Below are 19746 nucleotides of genomic sequence, written 5' to 3'. Positions count from 1 at the left end.
AGAATGCGACCTGATCCCAGGCAACGAAAAACCCCACCCCGGTTTCCCGGAATGGGGTTCAATGCATAGACCGGAACGTCCCGGACAAACCGTTACGTGTTCATGGAATCGAAGAAGTCGGCGTTGGTCTTGGTCTGCTTGAGCTTGTCGATCAGGAACTCGATCGCATCGGTTGTTCCCATCGGCGCCAGGATACGGCGCAGCACGAAGATCTTCTGCAGGTCCTGACGCGGCACCAGCAGGTCCTCCTTGCGGGTACCGGACTTCAATATGTCCATGGCCGGGTAGATGCGCTTGTCGGCCACCTTGCGGTCGAGCACGATTTCCGAATTGCCGGTGCCCTTGAACTCTTCGAAGATGACTTCGTCCATGCGGCTGCCGGTATCGATCAGCGCCGTGGCGATGATGGTCAGCGAGCCGCCTTCCTCGATGTTGCGGGCAGCACCGAAGAAGCGCTTCGGCCGCTGCAGCGCGTTGGCGTCGACACCGCCGGTCAGCACCTTGCCGGATGACGGCACCACGGTGTTGTAGGCACGGCCGAGGCGGGTGATCGAATCGAGCAGGATGACGACGTCGCGGCCATGTTCGACCAGGCGCTTGGCCTTCTCGATGACCATTTCAGCGACTTGCACGTGGCGCACCGCCGGTTCGTCGAAGGTCGAGGAGACGACCTCGCCCTTCACGGAGCGCTGCATGTCGGTCACTTCCTCCGGCCGCTCGTCGATCAAAAGCACGATCAGATAGCATTCGGGGTGGTTGGTGGTGATCGAGTGGGCGATGTTCTGCAGCAGCACCGTCTTGCCGGTGCGCGGCTGCGCCACGATCAAGGCGCGCTGGCCCTTGCCGAGCGGCGCCACCAGGTCGATGACGCGGGCCGAGATGTCCTTGGAGGTCGGAACCTCCATTTCCATCTTCAGCCGCGACGTTGGATAGAGCGGCGTCAGATTGTCGAAATGGATCTTGTGGCGGATCTTTTCCGGATCGTCGAAATTGATCGTGTTGACCTTGAGCAGCGCGAAATAGCGCTCGCCCTCTTTCGGGCTACGGATCGGCCCTTCGACCGTGTCGCCGGTCTTCAGCGAAAAGCGCCTGATCTGCGACGGCGAAATATAGATGTCGTCGGGACCCGGCAGGTAGTTGGCGTTGGCCGAGCGCAGGAAGCCAAAACCGTCCTGAAGCACTTCGACCACGCCGTCACCGATGATCTCGACATCCTGGGCGGCCAGCTTCTTCAGGATCGCGAACATCAGCTCCTGCTTGCGCATGACGCTGGCGTTTTCGACCTCGAGCGATTCGGCATAAGCGATCAGCTCTGGTGGTTTCTTGTTCTTGAACTCGGCGAGTTTCATTTCTTGCATAGACGGACTCTGAGTAAGCTTTGGGGAAATATCGGCGGGATGCGACAAATGCCGGGCGCGGCCGAAAGCAATGACGGGCGGCGCATGACGGGAAGGAAGACCCGTCTTTTATCGTCGGTCGGGTGAAAGAGCAAGCTGCGTTTTACGAGCCTGACAAAGGCTTAGAACGGCTTGACCACAACCAGGATCACAATGGCAATCATCAGCAATGTGGGGATCTCGTTGACGATTCGCCAGTGCCGTGCCGGTTTTTCGTTCCGGTCCTCGGCGAATTTGCGCACCGCGCCGGCCAGATAGCCGTGGACGGCCGACAGCAGAAGCACGGCACCTATCTTGGCGTGCAGCCAACCGCCCTGGAAACCAAAGCCTTTCCAGGCAAGCCACAGCCCGAACATCCAGGTGACGATCATCGCCGGATTGATGATGCCGCGCAGCAGGCGCCGCTCCATCACCTTGAAGGTCTCCGACTGCACCGAACCCTTCTGGGCATCGGCGTGGTAGACCAGCAACCGTGGCAGATAGAGCATGCCCGCCATCCACGAGATGACGGCCAGGATATGGATCGCCTTCGCCCATGGATAGAAACTGTCGGGCGCGGCGAAAAACAAAAGTGCTGTGAGGGCAACCAGGACGGCGAGGCTGACCGTCATGCGCATCATCGCCTGGCCGGTGCTGTTCGTATTGTTCATCTCGGTCATCAGCGTGTCGCGCTCCGCACCAGTTTCACCATTGCCTCGACATGCGCGATCGGCGTTTCCGGGGTGATGCCGTGACCAAGATTGAAAATTAGCGGCCCATCTCCCAACACCTTCAGGATCGCCTCGACACCGTCTGACAGGGCTTTGCCGCCAGCCACGAGCCGCAAGGGATCGAGGTTGCCCTGGACCGCACCCGAGCGCTGCAAATCCTTCGCCGCCGTCAGGGGCACCGTCCAGTCGATCCCCAGGGCCGTTACCCCGGTCTTCTGGCGATAGGTCCGGTAGCGAGCGCCGGCACCCTTGGGAAAACCGATGATCGGAACATCGGGATGGATGGCGCGCACTTGCCTGACGATCTCGGCCACCGGCCAAACGCAAAACTGGTCGAACGACGCATCGTCGAGCACGCCGGCCCAGGAATCGAAAATCTGCACCACATCGGCCCCGGCCTCGATCTGACGAATCAGATAGGCAGCCGAATGATCGGCGAGCACCTTCAAGAGATGTTGAAACGCCGCCGGCTCGCGATAGGCGAACAGCCGCGCCGGCGCCTGGTCAGGCGTGCCATGGCCAGCGATCATGTAGGTCGCCACCGTCCATGGCGCGCCGCAGAAGCCGATGAGTGTTGTTTCGTCGGGAAGTTTTACCCGCAATCGCCGAACCGTCTCGTAGACAGGTTCGAGATTCACGTGAAACGTTTTGCTCTCCAGAGCCATAATCTCGGCCACCGTGATCGGCGTCAACAGGGGCCCGCGCCCCTCCTCGAAGCGCACGTCGCGGCCAAGCGCATGCGGAACGACGAGGATATCCGAGAACAGGATCGACGCATCGAAGCCGAAGCGATCGATTGGCTGCAGCGTCACTTCGACGGCAAGGTCGGGATCGTAGCAGAGGTCGAGGAACGAACCGGCCCGCCTGCGCGTCTCACGATACTCCGGCAGATAGCGTCCCGCCTGACGCATCATCCAGAGCGGAGGCGGAAACACCGTCTTGCCCTTCAGGACGTCCAACATGATCCGGTTCTGGGGCATCGAGCGCTCGCTTCTCCAAGCCTCTCTATAATCAAATATTCTTATATCTAAGATTCTTCTGATTCTAAGAGTCTGTTGGTTGTGGTGGTTGTCACCTGTCCCGCTTTAACCCGAAAAATGCCAGCAAGCATATTGTCGCGCGCTTCGCTCGCCGGATTGTAGGGTTCTGGGGAAGGCTGGGAATCCACCACTGGAGTCAAGGCGTTAGGACGCGCCGGGGAAAGATCCCCCTGTGGACATCCGAAAGGCAAGACAAGCCGTCCCCAGACTTGTCCCCAGCCGCTCGACGAAGCCAGCAGCACATCGAATTGTGGACAAACTGCCATCTGATACAGTCGCCTCCGACCGACCCGTCTTTTTGTCCGACCTTATCCACACAAGCCCACAGCCTGGAGTGACCCCCTGTGAACAAACCCCAGAGCTTCTTCCACCTGCACCTGATTTCGGATGCGACCGGCGAGACGCTGCTCGCCGCTGGCCGGGCGGCTTCCGCGCAGTACAAGGACGCGCGCGCCATCGAGCACATCTACCCGCTCATCCGCACCGAAAAGCAGGTGGCGAAGGTGTTCGAGGACATCGAGGAGGAGCCGGGCATCATCCTCTATACGGTCGTCGACCAGAAGCTGGCGCGCGGCATCGACGAGCGCTGCGCCACCATGGGCCTGCCCTGTGTGTCCGTGCTGGAGCCGGTGCTGACCGTGTTTCAGTCCTATCTCGGCACGCCGGCCGGCCGGCGCGTCGGCGCCCAGCATGTTCTCGACGCCGAATATTTTCGCCGCATCGATGCGCTCAACTTCACCATGGAACACGATGACGGTCAGCTGCCGGCCAACATGGAGGATGCCGATATCGTGCTGGTCGGCATCTCGCGCACGTCGAAGACGCCGACCAGCATCTACCTCGCCAATCGCGGCATCAAGACCGCCAACATTCCGATCGTGCTCGGCGTGCCGGTGCCGGAAAGCCTCGTCAACGCCAAGCGGCCGTTGATCGTCGGGCTGATCGCCACCGCCGAGCGCATCTCGCATGTCCGCCAGAACCGTGTCCTCGGCAACAGCAGTTCCTACGAGGCAACCGATTATGTGGACCGCGCCGCCATCGCCGAAGAGCTCGCCTATGCCCGCCAGATCTGCACGCGGCATGGCTGGCCGATGATCGATGTCAGCCGCCGGTCGATCGAGGAAACGGCGGCGGCGATCGTTGCCCTGAGGGGGAAGACGAGATAGATGCCGAACAAATCGTATTGGGCGTCGGCGCTGCCCCTCACCCTTACCCTCTCCCCGTAAAAACGGGGAGAGGGGGGCGCCAACGTAGCAGCCAGTCCCTTCTCCCCGTTCTTCACGGGGAGAAGATGCCGGCAGGCAGATGAGGGGCAGCACTGAGATCGGAACTTGGCTACGACCGCCTACAGGGTGGTTGAATCCGGCACACCCTGGTGCGTGTCGGAATCGGGTGCGAAAAACATGACAGAGAAAATCATCCTCGCTTCGGGCAGCCCGTTCCGCAAGGCGATGCTCGCCAATGCCGGCGTCGACGTCGAGGCGGTTCCGGCCGAAGTCGACGAGCGCGCGCTCGAGGCGCCCTTGCAGGGCAGCGGCGTCTCCCCCGAGGACGTCGCCCTGGTGTTGGCCGAGGCCAAGGCCACTGAAGTGAGCGCGCGCAAGCCTGGCGCGCTGGTACTCGGCTGCGACCAGACGCTGTCGCTCGGCGACGAAGTGTTCCACAAGCCGGCCGACATGGAGGGTGCGCGCCGTCATCTCTTGGCGCTGTCGGGAAAGACCCATCAGCTGAACAGCGCTGCCGTGCTGGTCCGCGACGGCGCGGTGCTGTGGCGGCATGTCGGCATCGCCAGCCTGACCATGCGCAAGCTCGACCCCGCTTTCATCGGCCGCCATCTGGCCCGCGTCGGCGCCAAGGCGCTGTCCAGCGTTGGCGCCTATCAGGTCGAGGGCGAAGGTATCCAGCTGTTCGACAAGATCGAAGGCGATCATTTCACCATTGTCGGCCTGCCATTGCTGCCGCTGCTGGCCGAACTGCGCACGCTGGGAGCGATCGATGGCTGAAGCGACGAAAAAGGCCTTCGTCACTGGCCACCCGATCAAGCATTCCCGATCGCCGAAGATCCACGGCCACTGGCTGGCGAAACATGGCATTGACGGCAGCTATGAGGCGATCGACGTGGCGCCGCAAGATTTTCCCGAATTCCTGGCGACGCTTTGGAAAAATGGCTATCGAGGCGGCAATGTCACCATTCCCCACAAGGAGGCCGCCTTCGCTCAGGTCGCCCGCCGTGATGACGCCGCCGAGCAGATCGGCGCCGTCAACACGCTTTGGTTCGAGGACGGCACCTTGTGGGGCGGCAACACCGACGCTCACGGCTTCGCCGCCAATCTGGATGACCACGCACCGGGCTGGGCGACCAATGGTCCAGCCGTGGTGCTTGGCGCCGGCGGCGCGTCCCGCGCGATCATCCATGCGCTGAAGCAGCGTGGCGTTGGCGATATCCGCATCGTCAATCGGACCCTCGCGCGGGCACAGGAATTGTGCGATCGCTTCGGCGCCGGTGTTACCGCCCATGGCCCGGAGGCGACGAACGAACTCTTGACGGGCGCCGGCTTGCTGGTCAACGCCACGGCGCTCGGCATGTATGGCAATGAAGGCCTGTCCGCCGATCCCTCCAGACTGCCCGACCAGGCGATCGTCACCGACATTGTCTACGTACCCCTGGAGACGCCGTTGCTTGCCGCGGCCCGAGCGCGCGGCCTGAAGACGGTCGACGGTCTCGGCATGCTGCTCCATCAGGCCGTGCCCGGTTTCGAGCGCTGGTTCGGCATCAGGCCGCAGGTTACGGCTGAACTCCGCGCGATCATCGTCGCCGATCTGGTGCCGAAGGCATGATCGTGCTTGGTCTCACCGGCTCGATCGGCATGGGCAAGTCGACGACGGCGAAGATGTTCGCCGAGGCCGGCGTGCCTGTCCACGATTCCGACGAGACGGTGCACCGCCTCTATGCCGGCAAGGCCGCGCCGCTGGTCGAGGCGGCCTTTCCCGGCACGACCGTTTCCGGTGTGGTCGACCGCACGGAGCTGGCCCGGCGGGTGCTCGGCGATGCCGCCGCGCTGAAGCGGCTCGAGGCCATCATCCATCCACTGGTGCGCGCCGATGCTGATGCCTTTCTGGCCAGGCATCGCGCCGCCGGCGCACCATTGGCGGTCCTCGACATCCCGTTGCTGTTCGAAACCGGCGGCCGCGACCGCGTCGACAAGGTCGTCGTCGTCACCGCTTCGGCCGAGATCCAGCGCACCCGCGTGCTGGCCCGGCCCGGCATGAGCGAAGAAAAACTGGCATCGATCCTGGCCAAGCAGGTTCCGGACGCCGAAAAGCGCAGGCTTGCCGATTTCATCATCGACACCGGACAAGGTCTCGAGGCCGCTCGCGCTGCCGTCAAAGCCATCGTTGCGGAACTGATAGGCAAGCCGGGCCACTAACACTGTCGGCAGGCCTTCGCTTTAGGCAATGCTAATCGGCCAACTGTTGCCGCTGGCGCTGCCCCTCATCTGCCTACCGGCATCTTCTCCCCGTATAGTGACGGGGAGAAGGACGACTTCGCAAAGGATTTCGCTAATCTCCAGCGTTGCAGAGAGAGCGCCGAAGTTGCGGCCAGCTCCCTTCTCCCCGTCACTATACGGGGAGAAGTGCCCGGCAGGGCGATGAGGGGCAGCGCAAACCTGTAGTGATTGCCCTGGCCATCGTCGTTTTCCATTGCCATTTTGTTCCGGTCTCATGATTCTGCTCCCAGGAGCAGACTGATTCGATGCGCGAGATCATCTTCGATACCGAAACCACCGGCCTCGATTCGCGCGACGACCGCGTGATCGAGCTTGGCGGCGTCGAGCTGGTCAACCGCTTCCCGACCGGCCGCACCTTCCACCACTATATCAATCCGCAAGGCCGCCCGATCCACGCTGAAGCGCAGGCCGTGCACGGCATCAGCGCGGCGGACCTCGTCGGCAAGCCGACCTTTGCCGAGATTGCCGAGGAGTGGCTGGCCTTCATCGACGGCGCCAAGCTGGTCGCCCACAACGCCACCTTCGACATCGGCTTCCTCAATGTCGAATTCGGCCGGCTGGGCCACCCGGTCATCGACAACGGTCTTGTCGTCGACACGCTGGCACTGGCGCGCCGCAAGCATCCGATGGGCCCCAATTCGCTCGACGCGCTCTGCCGGCGCTACGGCATCGACAACACGAGGCGCACCAAGCATGGCGCCCTGCTCGATTCCGAACTGCTGGCCGAGGTCTATATCGAGCTGATCGGCGGCAAGCAGGCGGCGCTCGTCCTCGACAGCGCCACCGCGCCCGCCCAGGGCAGGGAGAATGTCCGCCAGATCGAAATCACGATAAGCCAACGCCCGGCGCCATTGCCACCCCGCCTGACCGACGCCGAGCGCGACGCTCACGCCGGCATGGTCGCAGCGCTAGGCGAAAAGGCGCTTTGGTTGAAGGTTACGGCTGGCTGATTTCCGCCGCAGCGTCCCGCCGACATCTCAAAACAAAAAACCCGGCGCGAGGCCGGGTCTTTCGTGAATTCTGCAAGGCAGGATCAGCTCACCTTGACCTTGGTGGCGGCCTGGTCCTCGGCCAGCTTCTGCTGGAACATCTGCGCGAAATCGATCGGGTCGAGCATCAGCGGCGGGAAGCCGCCATTGCGCGTCGCCTCGGCGATGATCTGCCTGGCGAAAGGGAACAGCAGGCGCGGGCATTCGATGAACAGGATCGGCAGCATGTGTTCCTGCGGGAAGCCGCTGATCGCGAACACGCCGCCATAGACCAGCTCGACATTGAACAGCACTTCCTGGTCGAAGGAAGCTTTGGCGTTCAGCGTCAGGTTGACGTCGAACTGCTTGTCGGAGAGCGGATTGGCATTGACATTGACGTTGATGGCGATGCCGGGCGCCTTGTCGCGGCCGCGCAGCGAATTCGGCGCGCCGGGGCTTTCGAAGGAAAGATCCTTCACATACTGGGCCAGAACGTTGAGCGACGGCTGCGCCGCACTGCCGTTTCCGTTGGCTGCGCCGTCCGGCGCGTCATCTTTGCTGGCCATGAGCCGTTGTCCTTTTACCTGGGCAGCATCGCTGACCGAATTGAAATCGGGCGTTCGCTACCATGGCCGGCATGACAAGACAAGGTTTGCCGCCTTGCTTGTGGGGCCCGAGAAAGCCGCTGCCTCAATCGTCCTTCAGGCGCCGCCAGGGCGAGTTGTGGTCGGGACCGCGCTTCAAATCGTCCTCGCGCGAATAATCGCCGTCCTCGAGATCGATGACCCTGTCGCGCCGCCGGCCGCTAAAGCCCCCGGTGGTGAAATTGGTGGCCACGACGATGCGGCCCTTGAACGTGCGCCAGGCAAGGTCGCGCACCGGCGGCAGGAACAAGAGCAGGCCGATAATATCCGTGATGAAGCCGGGGATGATCAAAAGGATCGACGCGACCACGATCATGGCGCCATGGGCAAGCTGGCGGCTGGGATCGCGGCCGGCATCCATCTCGGCGCGGATTCGCGTCATGACGCTTAAACCCTGGTGCCTGAGCAGCATCGTGCCGGCGATGCCAGACGCCAGCACCAGCCCGACTGTCGCCAGCGCGCCGATCTCGCGACCGACAACCACGAAGCCGGCGATTTCCAGGAGCGGAAGCGCGAGGAGAAAAAGAGGAAGGAATGAAATACGCAAGTCTTGCCAACCCTTCCGATCGTTTGGCCGTTTCGATGTTTTGGCCGCCGGCGAGCAATCGCCGCTGGCACTGGGCCTGTTAGATAGGTATGCCTGCCTTTGATTTGAATGATTGCGCCTTGCGTTCTATATGCTTTGAATGTTGAACGCTATGCGACCGCGGCTCCTTGGCCGGACGGTCCGGCCAAAAGGCAGGGATTGATTGGCGGAAGATATGGGATTCTTCGACTTCGGCACGATTTTCTTCCTGATTGCGGCGGTGGTCATCTTTTTCCAGCTGCGCAATGTGCTGGGCCGTCGTACCGGCAGTGAACGGCCGCCCTTCGACCCCTATACCGCGGCCCGCGGCGACAAGGACGCCGCTCAGAAATCCGAAAATGTCGTTTCGCTGCCGCGCAAGCGGTTGCCGGGCGAGCCGGCGGCCGACACCTATGCGGCGATCGACGCCTTCGCCAAGCCCGACAGCGATCTCAACAAGGGCCTGCGCACGATCAAGGACAACGATCCGTCCTTCGATCCCAAGGGCTTCGTCGATGGCGCCAAGATGGCCTATGAGATGATCGTCATGGCCTATGCCGACGGCGATCGCAAGACGCTGAAGAACCTGTTGTCGCGCGAGGTCTATGACGGCTTCGTCGCCGCCATCGGCGAACGCGAGGCCAAGGCGGAAAAGATCCAGTCCTCCTTCGTCGGCATCGACAAGGCCGACATCGTCTCGGCCGAGATGAAGGGTGGCGAGGCGCATGTCACGCTGCGCATCATCAGCGAGCTGATCTCGGCGACCCGCGACAAGGCCGGCGCCGTCATCGACGGCGACCCGGAAACCGTCGCCGAGGTCAAGGATGTCTGGACCTTCGCCCGCGACACGCGCTCGCGCGATCCGAACTGGAAGCTGGTCGCCACCGAGGAAGAAGACTGAGCCCCGATGCATGTCGCCCAAAAGTGCGAAGCAGTTTTGGGACAACGACAGGCATCAAACCCAGGATCCGAAGCGCGTCGCATGACTCTCTTCAAGCACGACGCGCTTTAGGTAAAGGCCGGCTCCAGTGTCGCTATCGCCTCTCCTTGTCGGAAAATCGTTTGAGGAGCTCCCGGGGTGGGGCGATGACGACCATCTCGCGGCCTTCGTGGCCTTCCGCCGCTCCGCCTTTCATGTCCTGACCAAACCCTATCGCAGCGGTTCGCTCGGTATCGATTTCAACGCCTTCGCCGACGCCTACACCGAGGCCCGCATTGTTTCGCTGGCGAATCGGTCGCAGGCCCGTGCCTTCTTCGAGCGCCACTTCCTGCCCGTGCATGTCCGCGCCGAGAACGGTGGCGCCGGCCTCGTCACCGGCTTCTACGAACCCGAAATCGAGGCGTCGCCGGTGCAAACCCTGCACTTCTGCGTGCCGCTGCTGTCGCGTCCGGCCGATCTCGTCGATATCGACGACACCAACCGGCCGCATGGAATGGATCCCTATCTCGCTTTTGCGCGCCAGACGCCGGACGGGCCGGTCGAATATCCCGACCGTGGCGAGATCGAGCGCGGCGCGCTTGCGGGTAAGGGGCTGGAGATCGCCTGGTTGGCAGACAAGGTCGATGCCTTCTTCATTCACGTGCAGGGCGCGGCGCGGCTGAACATGACCGATGGCCGGCTTCGCCGCGTCACCTACGCGGCCAAATCCGGCCAGCGCTTCACCGGGCCCGGCAAGATCCTGAGCGAGATTGGCGAGATTCCGCTCGAAAGGGTGACGATGCAGTCGATCCGCGCCTGGTTCAAGGCGCATCCCGGCCGCGTCGATGAAATCCTCTGGCAGAACCGCTCCTATATCTTCTTCCGCGAGGCGGATGTCGACGATGCGACCCTTGGCCCGATAGCCGCCGCCAAGGTGCCGCTGACGCCGGGCCGCTCCATCGCCGTCGACCGCCTGCTGCACACATTCGGTACGCCGTTCCATATCGACGCTCCGTCGCTGACCGCTTTCGACGGAAAACCGTTCCGGCGCCTGATGATCGCGCAGGACACCGGCTCGGCCATTACCGGGCCGGCGCGTGGCGACCTGTTCGCCGGTTCGGGCGACGCGGCCGGAGAGATCGCCGGCGTGGTGCGCAATGCGGCGGGCTTTCACGCGCTGGTGCCGCGCGCGCTCGTTTCGGGTTCGAATCGATGACCTGGCGCCAAGACAGGCCGAGCGAAGCCAAGCTAAGCGAGGACGACCGGGTTCTGTGGAACCTGGTGGCGCGCACGGCCAAGCCGCTGAAGGGCAGGACAGCCGTCGATATTCCCGACATCGGCGCCGAGACCAGGCACACGCCGCCGCAACCAGCGCCGCTCGCCGGCGCTCCGGCCGGAGCGGCGAAGCCGAAGGCGCAGCATGTCGCGCACGCGCTCGACGAGCCGACCCTGGACAAACTGTCGAAAGGCCGGCTGCCGATCGAGGGCCGCGTCGATCTGCACGGCCTGACCCAGGACGAAGCCTATTCGCTGCTGTTTTCGTTCCTGCACCGCGCCCATGCCGGCGGCATCCGCTATGTGCTGGTCATCACCGGCAAGGGCTCGTCCTCGGGCGGCGACGGGGTGCTGCGGCGCGCGGTCCCGGCCTGGCTGTCGACGCCCGCCTTCCGGCCGCTGGTCTCCAGCCATGACCATGCCGCGCGCAACCATGGTGGCTCGGGCGCGCTCTATGTCCGCTTGCGGCGGGTGCGGTCATGACCCCCTTCGGCGAGAAGCTGCGCGCGCTACGCAGCGAGCGCGGTGTCAACCAGAAGGACATGGCGGCGGCGATCGGCGTCAGCGCCGCCTATCTGTCGGCGCTGGAACATGGCCGGCGCGGTGCGCCGACCTGGACGCTGATTCAGAAGATCATCGGCTATTTCAACATCATCTGGGATGACGCCGAGGAACTGGCGCGGCTGGCCGAGGCCTCGCACCCCCGCGTTAAGCTCGACACGTCGGGTCTGAATCCCGCCGCCACCGAGCTTGCCAATCTCCTGGCCGAGAACATCGAAAAACTCGACGAGGCGGAGCTTCGCCGCATCACCGCGTCGATCCGCGCGGCGCTGGCCAGCCGGCCGTAATCTGGCGGTCTGCGCCAGACGGCGCGAGTTATCCTGCTGGCGCCGGCGTTCACCTCACCTGAAGAGCCCGCCGGCGGTCAGCAGCAATGAGATCACGGCTTGCCGGCCGTGCCGCCATTGTTTCCGCCGCCGTTGGTGCTCGGGCCGCCATTGTCGTGATGGTCGCGGCCACCGTTTCCACCGCCCAGGCAGTCCGATGCGCCGGCTGCGCTGCAGCAGCGGCCGCTCCACAGATCATTGAGCGTGGTCTTGGCGCAGCTCGTGACGGTCTGGTCAGCCAGAGCGGATCCGGTCAGGGCCGACACGGCCGCGGCGGCGAGAAGGGCATTTCGCAGAAAAGCAGTCATCTGAAGTCTCCATGGTTGGGTTTCTGTCGTCCACGGCTGTGTGTCGCCGGGCGAACGGAAATGGTTCATGGAGGGGCGCGAAATTGTTGGAAGGCACGAAGTACGGAGCTCGCGGCGTCGCGCTGCCCCTCATCCGCCTGCCGGTGTTCAGCCGATAGGTGGGTAATACTTTGAACCGGATACATGGGTAACAGTTCTCCCCGTTAAACGGGGAGAGATGTCCGGCAGGACAATGAAGGGCAGCGCCGAGTTCCGGTATCTATCGAAAGTAGCTGACGACGCGTGATCGTGCTTCGAATACGTCGCGCCTGTGTTTACTGTACCGCGCCGACCAGCACTTGCTGGCCGCCTCGGATCGAAACCCAGCGACCGGTGTTGTCGATCGCCTGCCGCTTGAGGAAGCGATAACCGGTCTGGTCCCACGGCTTGACCTTGTCGGTCAGATTATCGAGCACATAGTCGCCCTTGTCGGTGCGCACCGTCAGCACCGCGTGGCCCTCGCCGTCGGGCTTGCGCACCACGGTGATCAGCAGATCGGCAAGCGAGATGCTCATGTGCGAAAGCTCGCGCCGCTTTTCCAGCACATAGTCTTCGCAGTCGCCGACGCCCTTGTCGGGATAGGCCCAGACCTCGTCCTTGCCGTAGATTTCCATGTCGCTCATCGGCTTGACGGCGGCGTTGACCTTGGCGGTGATGCTGATCAGCTTGCGCATCAGCCCATCGGTCATCGGGGTGGGCGCGAGATTGGTCGGGCGGATCGAGCATTCGCCCGGATTGAGCTTGCAGAAATCATAGTGGCCAATCGGCTGCGAGGTCAGCCCCCCCGTCGCCATTGCGTCAGCCGCCAAAGCTGGTGCCACCCAGCCTCCCGTTGCTACCAGCCCGGCTACCACGCACAGGCGCAGCCTTCGTGCCATTGGTGAGGAAATCATTGTCCCCGCTCGCCCTTTGTTATTAACGAAAGGTTAAGGGCGATTGACAGTCCGTGTCAATTACGACGACGGGCGGATTGCGAGCATGGTTACCCGAGGGGCAGGATAGCGTCTATTGTGCAACAGAATCGGCCGCCACCCTCATTCTGGCGGCCAAATGGGTCGGATTGCCGCCGTCCTACTTAGAACGCGTCGCTTTGGAACCGCGTCGGTCGACGCGGTTTAAGCCTTTTGTATTACGCAGTCTTGTCCCGAACCGCCGCGAACCATCGGGTCGGGACCTTGGTCCTGCTCTGGGCGACGCATTATTTTTTGGCGGTGCGGACCAGCTTCGGTTTCACCGCAACGCGGTTCTGTCGGCCATAGCTGGTGATGAAGTCGACGATGCGCGGCACGATCTCGGAGCGGAAGCGCGAGCCGTTGAACACGCCGTAGTGGCCGACCGCCGGCTGCATGTAGTGGGCGTGCCTGTCGGCGGGGATGTTGGGGCACAAATCATGTGCCGCCTTGGTCTGGCCAAGGCCTGATATGTCATCGTTCTCGCCCTCGACCGTGAACAGCGCGACATTGCGGATCTCCGACGGGTCGATCCTGGTGCCGCGATGCGTCATCTCGCCCTTCGGCAAGGCATGGCGCACGAAGACGGTGTCGACGGTCTGCAGGTAGAATTCCGCCGTCAGATCCATCACCGCGAGGTATTCGTCGTAGAAATCGCGGTGCTTCACGGCATTGTCGCCATCATGCTTCACCAGGTGCATGAAGAAGTCCTTGTGGGCGATGATGTGGCGGTCGAGATTCATGCTCATGAAGCCGGAAAGCTGCAGGAAGCCCGGATAGACCTCGCGGCCGAAACCAGGCACCGGCCAGGGCGCGTTCATGATGACGTTGTCGCGGAACCAGTCGATGCCCTTTTCCTCGGCCAAGAGGTTCACGGCGGTCGGGTTGCGGCGGGTGTCGATCGGTCCGCCCATCAAGGTCATCGTCGAGGGAACGAAGGGGTCGCCGCGCGTTTCCATCAGCGCAACGGCGGCAAGCACCGGCACGGAAGGCTGGCACACGGCCATCACATGCGTGTCGGGCCCCAGCGTGTGCAGCATGTCGATGATGTAGTCGATATAGTCGTCGAGATCGAAACTGCCGTCCGCCAGCGGCACCATGCGGGCATCGACCCAGTCGGTGATGTGCACGTCGGCATGGGGCAGCATCGCCTCGGCCGTGCCGCGCAGCAGCGTCGCGTAGTGGCCCGACATCGGCGCCACGATCAGCAGCTTCGGATCCGGTCGGCGCCCGGCGGGCACTGCGCGTTCGAAGCGGACGAGATTGCAGAACGGCCGCGACCAGACGGTCTTTTCGGTGACCTCGACGCTCTTCCAGTCGACCACCGTCTTGTCGAGGCCGAACGTCGGCTTGCCGTAGCGGCGCGTCGTGCGCTCGAACAATTCGGCGGTCGCTGCGATCGAACGACCCCAGGCCGTATGGGAAACCGGATTGAGCGGATTGGAGTAGAACATCCGCACCGCGTCGGCGTAGAGGCGCGCGGGCTGCATGGCGGCGTGGTTCATTTCATAGAGCTGGTAGAACATCGAGAACCCCGCTGCTGCCTGCGACCGAAGGGACGACGGGCAGCGCCGAGCCTTGAATCTCTCGCGGCGAGGTTAACAACTAATTGCTGCGACGCAATACGTCACGTCGCGTGACCAATGGTTCTTTCGTCCAAAGCGTTGAAAAACCGCCTCGAACGGCGCAGCCGGCTCAATGTGCGTTGCGAAGTGTGTAACAAATGTGTCCGACCTTCGCGCCGGACACACGGGACATCAAACGCGCGCCATGCAGACGGCGGTGTGGCCGGAGCCGATGAAGCCGAGTTGGCCGGCGGCACCCTTCGACAGGTCGAGCACGCGCCCCTTGATGAACGGGCCGCGGTCGTTGATGCGCACGATGACGCTGCGGCCGTTGTTCTGGTTGGTCACCCGAAGCTTGGTGCCGAAAGGCAGGGTGCGGTGGGCGGCGGTCAAGGCCGAAGGGTTCATGCGCTCCCCAGAGGCGGTCCTGGAATGCAGGGCATACCACGAGGCGCGGCCGCACTGGCCGGCGGCGGCGGTTGCCGAAGAGGCGGAGGCGCCGACCATCAGACCAGCAGCGATCGTTACCGCGACAAGCGCGGTTTGTTTTGTGTTCTTCATATTTGGGGGATGACTCCGTTTTTGACAGACCCCAGCCGTTAGGTAGCGAATAAGGCGGGAAATGCGGCAAGCATCTGGCGGTTCCGTGGCGAAGGCACACGTTTGGAGTCACTGGGTAACAGTCTGTTAGTGATATTCCGGGGCGCGATGATCAATTCATCATGATCTTCGAGCCGATATCCGAGATTTGTTTGACAAGATCGAGCGCTGATATCCAAGTAGAAGTCAGCGCGCGCGAGCCGCTTCCTTTGGCTCTTTCATCGCGACCATGGCGCCGCAAAAGATCGACTTGAGAAGGGATATCGGACAGTGAGACTGACCAAAAATCTGCTGGCCTTGATCGTCCTTGCCATTGGCGCGCTGTGGTCGCTGCAAGGCATCGGCGTTGTCGGCGGCAGCTTCATGACCGGCCAGTCGCAATGGCTCTATATCGGCATCGTCACCATGCTGGTCGGCCTTGCCGGGCTGGCGTGGGCGAACCGCTCTCGGACGTAAGGAACCGTTCGTTCGACATCGACCTGCCTGCCGTTGCCGCGCCAGTCCTCCACGAGCCAGGAAGAAACGAACCTGACCAGGCCGAAAGCAGCAGGGCGTTCAATGGCGTGATCGATGCAATGAGCCGCATCTTACCGATGGCGCGATCAAATGATCGTCACCGCGTCCTGCCTCCGGCGCAATGCGATCTCACGGTAGAGCGCCTCGGGGCTGACACCTATTTCATGGGCCAGCGTCGACCAATGTCCTCTGGCGGGAAAGCTCCCATGCCAGGAAACCCACGCGTCAAGGCGGGCCGCGACTGTCTTGAGTGACAGGATCTCCGACTGCAGCCGCGCCTGCTGGACCTCGTGTGCGAGATGGCGCGCCCAAGCGATCGTCAGCTCGGTGTCGTTCTCGATCCGGGCGAGCAGGCCGGCGCGTGGAATGGCCCAGGTCACGGCAGCAATCTCCGCCTGGGCCGCGCAATGGTAGGAGGCTGAATGCAACGAGGCTTCGGCCAGGATGGAATTTGGACCCGCGCGTTGAAGGATCAGGGCCGAGCCGTTGTCCTGATGCCTGACCAGATGAACAACGCCAGACCGCACGACGTGAATGAACCGGACGGGATCACCCAGATGAAATACCGGTGCTCCCGCCGCGAACTCGATCTCGCGGCCTTCCAGACGGTCGAGCAGGGCAATTAGCGGGGGCGACATGATTTCAATCATGTAGCGTTGCTCGGGGCTGTGGCAAGCATGCTCCGCCAACGGAGCAATTGCCATGATACGCGCCCTCGCCCTCGCCGTCTGCCTGATCCCCTCCGTGGCCTGCGCCCAGCAAGCCCAGACAGGTGGAATGGACCACAAGACGATGATGCAGCATATGCAGATGATGGGCGCGCAAGCCGCCGGCGCTTCGGTCCCGACGGAGCCGGGTCAAGGCGCGTTCGCGGCGATCCAGGAAATCGTAGCCATCCTCGAGGCTGATCCCGATACAGACTGGTCCAAAGTGGACATCGACGCCCTGCGTGCGCATCTCGTCGACATGAACGCGGTTACGTTGGCCGCCGATGTGAAGAGCGAGCCGGTCGCGGGCGGAACCCGCTTCCTGGTCACAGGTTCGGGAGCCGTTCGGGATTCCGTGCGCCGGATGGTGAAGGCCCATGCGGCGGCGATGAACGAGGTCGACGGTTGGCGTTTCGAGGCTTCCGATATCGAAGATGGCGCATCCCTGACCGTGTGGCCGCCGGCCAAGGATGCCGCCAAACTGCGCGGCCTTGGGTTCTTTGGGCTCATGGCGCAGGGCATGCATCACCAGCAGCACCACCTGATGATCGCGCGCGGCGAAAACCCCCATCTCTGACACGGACCGATCCCTCCCGGTCGAAACGGTTTGCTGGAAAGGTCGCGTGCGTGAGGTTTGCAGACCGGATTTAACGACTGACAGTGACCATCTCTGCAACAGGTAGTGCGGCAGAGAGCTGGATAGGCGACAGCGATCCTCGCTCTACGGCTTTTCTCCATCACCTCACAAATTCGGTGAATTCGTGCATTGTCAGCCCACGAATTGGAATGAGCTTCCATGTGTTCGGCATTAAGAATAGTATTCTTATAGACATTAGGGAGTGAGAACGACGATGAATCACCTCACGGTCGGCAACCTCCGGCCTGCCTGCGGAACACAACGTCTCGGCGCATTCCCGGTCGCCGCCGGCCTCGATCTGGCCGATGGTGACGCGGCTGCGGTGCTGCTTGTGCAGCGGCCCCTCGTGCTCCCAACGCCACAGAGATGTGTCGAATTGGCCGCGGCGGCTTGAAAACGAAACAAAAATGAACATTTCTCGGCTTGTAGATAATGTCGCTAGAATTTATCTATGATGACAGCCTGATCGCGAGGAAATCCCGGAGCGCCAGCTGTTTTGGCGCCGATGGTTCCACACCGTCGCATGACAGAGAAATTTTGATTTCATGCTCACAAAAAAGGGCAAATACGGCCTCAAGGCGCTTGTGCACCTCGCGCAATTGCCGGCCGGCCAGCTCGCTTTCGTCAACGACATCGCGACGGGCAACAACATCCCGAAGAAATTCCTCGACGCCATCCTGGGCGAGCTGCGCAATGCCGGCTTCGTCCAGAGCCGCAAGGGCAAGGATGGCGGCTATCGCCTGGCCCGGCCGGCCGACGAGGTCAAGGTCGGCCATGTCGTGCGTGTCCTCGACGGGCCGCTGGCACCCATTCCCTGCGCCAGCCGCACCCAGTACCAGCGCTGTGAAGACTGCAGCGAGGCGACATGCCAAGTCCGACATCTGATGCTCGAGGTCCGGCAGGCGATCGCCGAGGTGCTCGATCAGCGCAGCCTCGCCGAAATGCGCGATATCGTCATCGACGACCTTGCGGTCGCGCGGGACATCGACGACCTGCCGGTCGCGAGCGGCATGGACGCCCTTCCGGTCCTGGTGAAACTCCAGGCCTGACGCCGGCGTTTCGCACAAGGCTGTCCTGCGCATGACCGGGCGCGCGAACTCCATCATCATTGTCGGCGGCGGCGCCAGCGGCGTCGTGCTGGCCGCGCATCTGCTGAAATCGCCCAACCCCGATCTGCGCGTCACGCTGATCGAGAAGCGCCCGCATTTCGGCCAGGGCATCGCCTATTCGACGCTGCTCTCGGCGCATGTTCTCAATGTCAGCGCGGCCGGCATGAGCGCCTATGCCGACGATCCCGGCAATTTCTGGCGCTGGCTGCTGGAGCGCGGCCTGGCCACCCCGGAACAGGCGCCGGTCTATGCGCCGCGCGGCGTCTACGCCCGCTATCTCGGGGAGTTGCTGGACGATCTCGAGGTGCGCGAACAAGCGACGGGTCGGCTTCGCCTGATCCGCGAGGAAAGCCTCTCCATCACGCCCACCGCATCGGGCGTCGAAGTCGCTCTCGCCAACGGCACCAGCGTCGTCGCCCATCTCGCCGTGCTGGCCACCGGCCACGACGAGGAGTCGGCGCAAGGGCACGCGATCCGGATGGGCTCGGAGGCCGACACGGCGCTGCCCCCCGACAGCCGCGTCATGGTGCTGGGCACGGGTCTCAGCATGGTCGACGCATTCCTTTCCCTGGAGCAGCGTGGCCATCGCGGCGACATCATCGCGGTATCCCGGCGCGGCCTGCTGCCCTCGCCGCACCGCAAGGGCAATCCGATCAAGCTCGATGTCGCCGACATTCCGCTCGGCACCCAGCTTTCCTATTTCGTCGGCTGGTTCCGCGACCTGATCAGGGAAAACCAGAAGGCCGGCATCGACTGGCGCGACGTCGTCGACGGCCTGCGGCCGTTCAACCAGAAGATCTGGCAGAACTGGCCATCCTCGGCCAAGCGCCGCTTCGTCGAGCATACCAAGGCCTGGTGGGATATTCACCGCCATCGCATGGCGCCCGAAGTCTACGCCCGCGTGACCGAGGCGGTGCAGTCCGGCCGCATCCGCCTGGTCGCCGGGCGCGTCGTCGGCATCATCGCGGCTGACGGGTTCACCGTGGAGGTCCAGTCGCGCCACACGCAGCGCCTCGAGACATTCGACGTCGCCCGCATCTATGATTGCTCCGGCATTGTCAGGGACATCTCGACCTCGTCGAACAGCGTGGTGCGCTCGCTGGTCGATCGCGGCCTGGCACGGCCGGATCCCCTTCGCATCGGCCTCGATGTGTCAGCCAATTGCGAGATCATCGCCGGCGACGGGAGCGCTTCGGCCAAGCTCCTGGCGGTCGGCCCGCTGACGCGCGGCACCTTCTTCGAGATCGACGCCATTCCCGACATCCGCGTTCAATGCGCCAGGCTGAGCAAGCAGCTGCTGGGGTGAAGGCATTGATGCCGGTGTGACGGAGTGCGGCAGTAGCGTTTAGGTTGAGACCCCAGCCACAAGCCGGAATTTCATTCCTCATCTGGCCGGTTGAT

Annotated in this window: 24 protein-coding genes; 13 read left to right on the top strand and 11 right to left on the bottom strand. The window is 63.0% G+C overall.

The window, feature by feature from the left end:
- Positions 1 to 92: 92 nt before the first annotated feature.
- The 3 genes from rho to hemE form a co-directional block, all read right to left on the bottom strand.
- Entirely contained in the window at positions 93 to 1358 is a 1266-nt protein-coding gene (gene rho / locus BLS48_RS05015; protein ID WP_082525387.1) for a transcription termination factor Rho, read from the bottom strand.
- Positions 1359 to 1519: 161 nt separating this feature from the next.
- The gene (hemJ, locus tag BLS48_RS05010; protein ID WP_091575895.1) at positions 1520 to 2056 is read right to left on the bottom strand and encodes a protoporphyrinogen oxidase HemJ; all 537 of its coding nucleotides are present in this window, start codon (positions 2054 to 2056) and stop codon (positions 1520 to 1522) included.
- The gene (hemE, locus tag BLS48_RS05005) at positions 2056 to 3087 is read right to left on the bottom strand and encodes a uroporphyrinogen decarboxylase (RefSeq protein WP_091575894.1); all 1032 of its coding nucleotides are present in this window, start codon (positions 3085 to 3087) and stop codon (positions 2056 to 2058) included. Before hemE ends, hemJ begins: the two co-directional genes overlap by 1 nt.
- A 404-nt stretch (positions 3088 to 3491) precedes the next feature.
- On the opposite strand from hemE, the gene BLS48_RS05000 reads away from it, so the two are divergent.
- From BLS48_RS05000 to dnaQ, 5 genes are all read left to right on the top strand, one after another.
- Complete coding sequence (locus BLS48_RS05000; RefSeq protein ID WP_091575893.1) at positions 3492 to 4313, top strand: pyruvate, water dikinase regulatory protein; 822 nt, start codon at positions 3492 to 3494, stop codon at positions 4311 to 4313.
- A 237-nt stretch (positions 4314 to 4550) separates the two neighbouring features.
- A complete protein-coding gene (locus BLS48_RS04995) occupies positions 4551 to 5150 on the top strand; it encodes a Maf-like protein (protein ID WP_091575892.1) in 600 nt (199 codons plus the stop codon).
- The gene (locus tag BLS48_RS04990; RefSeq protein ID WP_091575891.1) at positions 5143 to 5985 is read left to right on the top strand and encodes a shikimate dehydrogenase; all 843 of its coding nucleotides are present in this window, start codon (positions 5143 to 5145) and stop codon (positions 5983 to 5985) included. Before BLS48_RS04995 ends, BLS48_RS04990 begins: the two co-directional genes overlap by 8 nt.
- Positions 5982 to 6575, top strand: a complete 594-nt coding sequence (gene coaE, locus BLS48_RS04985) for a dephospho-CoA kinase (protein ID WP_091575890.1) — start codon at positions 5982 to 5984, stop codon at positions 6573 to 6575. Before BLS48_RS04990 ends, coaE begins: the two co-directional genes overlap by 4 nt.
- Positions 6576 to 6901: 326 nt before the next feature.
- Entirely contained in the window at positions 6902 to 7606 is a 705-nt protein-coding gene (gene dnaQ, locus BLS48_RS04980; RefSeq protein ID WP_091575889.1) for a DNA polymerase III subunit epsilon, read from the top strand.
- Between the two features lie 83 nt (positions 7607 to 7689).
- Here dnaQ and secB read toward each other — a convergent pair whose 3' ends face one another.
- On the bottom strand, positions 7690 to 8190 hold the full coding sequence (secB, locus tag BLS48_RS04975) for a protein-export chaperone SecB (RefSeq protein WP_091575888.1): 501 nt from the start codon (positions 8188 to 8190) through the stop codon (positions 7690 to 7692).
- A 124-nt stretch (positions 8191 to 8314) separates the two neighbouring features.
- A complete protein-coding gene (locus BLS48_RS04970; protein ID WP_091575887.1) occupies positions 8315 to 8815 on the bottom strand; it encodes an FxsA family protein in 501 nt (166 codons plus the stop codon).
- 214 nt (positions 8816 to 9029) lie between these two features.
- Here BLS48_RS04970 and BLS48_RS04965 point away from each other — a divergent pair, with 214 nt between their 5' ends.
- From BLS48_RS04965 to BLS48_RS04950, 4 genes are all read left to right on the top strand, one after another.
- On the top strand, positions 9030 to 9734 hold the full coding sequence (locus BLS48_RS04965) for a Tim44/TimA family putative adaptor protein (RefSeq protein WP_091575886.1): 705 nt from the start codon (positions 9030 to 9032) through the stop codon (positions 9732 to 9734).
- A gap of 127 nt (positions 9735 to 9861) precedes the next feature.
- The gene (mltA, locus tag BLS48_RS04960) at positions 9862 to 10968 is read left to right on the top strand and encodes a murein transglycosylase A (protein ID WP_091575885.1); all 1107 of its coding nucleotides are present in this window, start codon (positions 9862 to 9864) and stop codon (positions 10966 to 10968) included.
- Positions 10965 to 11510, top strand: coding sequence for a Smr/MutS family protein (locus tag BLS48_RS04955; protein WP_091575884.1), 546 nt, complete (start codon positions 10965 to 10967; stop codon positions 11508 to 11510). Before mltA ends, BLS48_RS04955 begins: the two co-directional genes overlap by 4 nt.
- Entirely contained in the window at positions 11507 to 11875 is a 369-nt protein-coding gene (locus tag BLS48_RS04950; RefSeq protein WP_091575883.1) for a helix-turn-helix domain-containing protein, read from the top strand. The genes BLS48_RS04955 and BLS48_RS04950 overlap by 4 nt, the downstream gene beginning before the upstream one ends.
- Before the next feature lie 92 nt (positions 11876 to 11967).
- On the opposite strand, the gene BLS48_RS04945 is transcribed toward BLS48_RS04950, so the two are convergent.
- The 4 genes from BLS48_RS04945 to BLS48_RS04930 form a co-directional block, all read right to left on the bottom strand.
- Positions 11968 to 12222 carry a hypothetical protein gene (locus tag BLS48_RS04945; protein WP_091575882.1) on the bottom strand — a complete coding sequence of 85 codons (255 nt, stop codon included), beginning with the start codon at positions 12220 to 12222 and terminating at the stop codon, positions 11968 to 11970.
- A 314-nt stretch (positions 12223 to 12536) separates the two neighbouring features.
- Complete coding sequence (locus tag BLS48_RS04940) at positions 12537 to 13154, bottom strand: transglutaminase-like cysteine peptidase (RefSeq protein WP_091575881.1); 618 nt, start codon at positions 13152 to 13154, stop codon at positions 12537 to 12539.
- A gap of 305 nt (positions 13155 to 13459) precedes the next feature.
- Positions 13460 to 14737 (bottom strand): polyhydroxyalkanoate depolymerase, encoded by a 1278-nt coding sequence (locus tag BLS48_RS04935; RefSeq protein WP_091575880.1) that lies wholly within the window; start codon positions 14735 to 14737, stop codon positions 13460 to 13462.
- Positions 14738 to 14968: 231 nt separating this feature from the next.
- Positions 14969 to 15337 carry a septal ring lytic transglycosylase RlpA family protein gene (locus BLS48_RS04930; protein WP_091575879.1) on the bottom strand — a complete coding sequence of 123 codons (369 nt, stop codon included), beginning with the start codon at positions 15335 to 15337 and terminating at the stop codon, positions 14969 to 14971.
- Positions 15338 to 15646: 309 nt separating this feature from the next.
- On the opposite strand from BLS48_RS04930, the gene BLS48_RS35565 reads away from it, so the two are divergent.
- The gene (locus tag BLS48_RS35565; protein ID WP_091575878.1) at positions 15647 to 15832 is read left to right on the top strand and encodes a hypothetical protein; all 186 of its coding nucleotides are present in this window, start codon (positions 15647 to 15649) and stop codon (positions 15830 to 15832) included.
- Between the two features lie 146 nt (positions 15833 to 15978).
- Here BLS48_RS35565 and BLS48_RS04920 read toward each other — a convergent pair whose 3' ends face one another.
- Positions 15979 to 16581, bottom strand: coding sequence for a Crp/Fnr family transcriptional regulator (locus BLS48_RS04920; RefSeq protein ID WP_167364950.1), 603 nt, complete (start codon positions 16579 to 16581; stop codon positions 15979 to 15981).
- A 115-nt stretch (positions 16582 to 16696) separates the two neighbouring features.
- Between BLS48_RS04920 and BLS48_RS04915 the strand changes: the two genes are divergently transcribed.
- Positions 16697 to 17176: a hypothetical protein gene (locus BLS48_RS04915; protein ID WP_143019388.1), complete on the top strand. Its 480-nt coding sequence runs from the start codon at positions 16697 to 16699 to the stop codon at positions 17174 to 17176.
- A gap of 160 nt (positions 17177 to 17336) precedes the next feature.
- Here BLS48_RS04915 and BLS48_RS04910 read toward each other — a convergent pair whose 3' ends face one another.
- Positions 17337 to 17651: a hypothetical protein gene (locus tag BLS48_RS04910; RefSeq protein WP_091575875.1), complete on the bottom strand. Its 315-nt coding sequence runs from the start codon at positions 17649 to 17651 to the stop codon at positions 17337 to 17339.
- A 130-nt stretch (positions 17652 to 17781) separates the two neighbouring features.
- Between BLS48_RS04910 and BLS48_RS04905 the strand changes: the two genes are divergently transcribed.
- Positions 17782 to 18285, top strand: coding sequence for an RrF2 family transcriptional regulator (locus BLS48_RS04905; protein ID WP_091575874.1), 504 nt, complete (start codon positions 17782 to 17784; stop codon positions 18283 to 18285).
- A 31-nt stretch (positions 18286 to 18316) separates the two neighbouring features.
- Positions 18317 to 19651 carry an FAD/NAD(P)-binding protein gene (locus BLS48_RS04900; RefSeq protein WP_091575873.1) on the top strand — a complete coding sequence of 445 codons (1335 nt, stop codon included), beginning with the start codon at positions 18317 to 18319 and terminating at the stop codon, positions 19649 to 19651.
- The last annotated feature ends 95 nt before the right edge of the window (positions 19652 to 19746 follow it).

The sequence above is a fragment of the Mesorhizobium qingshengii genome, from assembly GCF_900103325.1.
GTDB lineage: Bacteria > Pseudomonadota > Alphaproteobacteria > Rhizobiales > Rhizobiaceae > Mesorhizobium > Mesorhizobium qingshengii.
The sequence above is the reverse complement of the archived record's forward strand: the minus strand, read 5'-3'. Positions and strand labels throughout refer to the sequence as shown.

Excerpts from the sequence above, each read along its gene's own strand:
- rho (WP_082525387.1), bottom strand. The coding sequence starts at position 1,358 with ATGCAAGAAATGAAACTCGCCGAGTTCAAGAACAAGAAACCACCAGAG.
- hemJ (WP_091575895.1), bottom strand. The coding sequence starts at position 2,056 with ATGACCGAGATGAACAATACGAACAGCACCGGCCAGGCGATGATGCGC.
- hemE (WP_091575894.1), bottom strand. The coding sequence starts at position 3,087 with ATGCCCCAGAACCGGATCATGTTGGACGTCCTGAAGGGCAAGACGGTG.
- BLS48_RS04995 (WP_091575892.1), top strand. The coding sequence starts at position 4,551 with ATGACAGAGAAAATCATCCTCGCTTCGGGCAGCCCGTTCCGCAAGGCG.
- BLS48_RS04990 (WP_091575891.1), top strand. The coding sequence starts at position 5,143 with ATGGCTGAAGCGACGAAAAAGGCCTTCGTCACTGGCCACCCGATCAAG.
- coaE (WP_091575890.1), top strand. The coding sequence starts at position 5,982 with ATGATCGTGCTTGGTCTCACCGGCTCGATCGGCATGGGCAAGTCGACG.
- dnaQ (WP_091575889.1), top strand. The coding sequence starts at position 6,902 with ATGCGCGAGATCATCTTCGATACCGAAACCACCGGCCTCGATTCGCGC.
- secB (WP_091575888.1), bottom strand. The coding sequence starts at position 8,190 with ATGGCCAGCAAAGATGACGCGCCGGACGGCGCAGCCAACGGAAACGGC.
- BLS48_RS04965 (WP_091575886.1), top strand. The coding sequence starts at position 9,030 with ATGGGATTCTTCGACTTCGGCACGATTTTCTTCCTGATTGCGGCGGTG.
- BLS48_RS04955 (WP_091575884.1), top strand. The coding sequence starts at position 10,965 with ATGACCTGGCGCCAAGACAGGCCGAGCGAAGCCAAGCTAAGCGAGGAC.
- BLS48_RS04950 (WP_091575883.1), top strand. The coding sequence starts at position 11,507 with ATGACCCCCTTCGGCGAGAAGCTGCGCGCGCTACGCAGCGAGCGCGGT.
- BLS48_RS04945 (WP_091575882.1), bottom strand. The coding sequence starts at position 12,222 with ATGACTGCTTTTCTGCGAAATGCCCTTCTCGCCGCCGCGGCCGTGTCG.
- BLS48_RS04940 (WP_091575881.1), bottom strand. The coding sequence starts at position 13,154 with ATGATTTCCTCACCAATGGCACGAAGGCTGCGCCTGTGCGTGGTAGCC.
- BLS48_RS04935 (WP_091575880.1), bottom strand. The coding sequence starts at position 14,737 with ATGTTCTACCAGCTCTATGAAATGAACCACGCCGCCATGCAGCCCGCG.
- BLS48_RS04930 (WP_091575879.1), bottom strand. The coding sequence starts at position 15,337 with ATGAAGAACACAAAACAAACCGCGCTTGTCGCGGTAACGATCGCTGCT.
- BLS48_RS04915 (WP_143019388.1), top strand. The coding sequence starts at position 16,697 with ATGCAGATGATGGGCGCGCAAGCCGCCGGCGCTTCGGTCCCGACGGAG.
- BLS48_RS04910 (WP_091575875.1), bottom strand. The coding sequence starts at position 17,651 with ATGTTCATTTTTGTTTCGTTTTCAAGCCGCCGCGGCCAATTCGACACA.
- BLS48_RS04905 (WP_091575874.1), top strand. The coding sequence starts at position 17,782 with ATGCTCACAAAAAAGGGCAAATACGGCCTCAAGGCGCTTGTGCACCTC.
- BLS48_RS04900 (WP_091575873.1), top strand. The coding sequence starts at position 18,317 with ATGACCGGGCGCGCGAACTCCATCATCATTGTCGGCGGCGGCGCCAGC.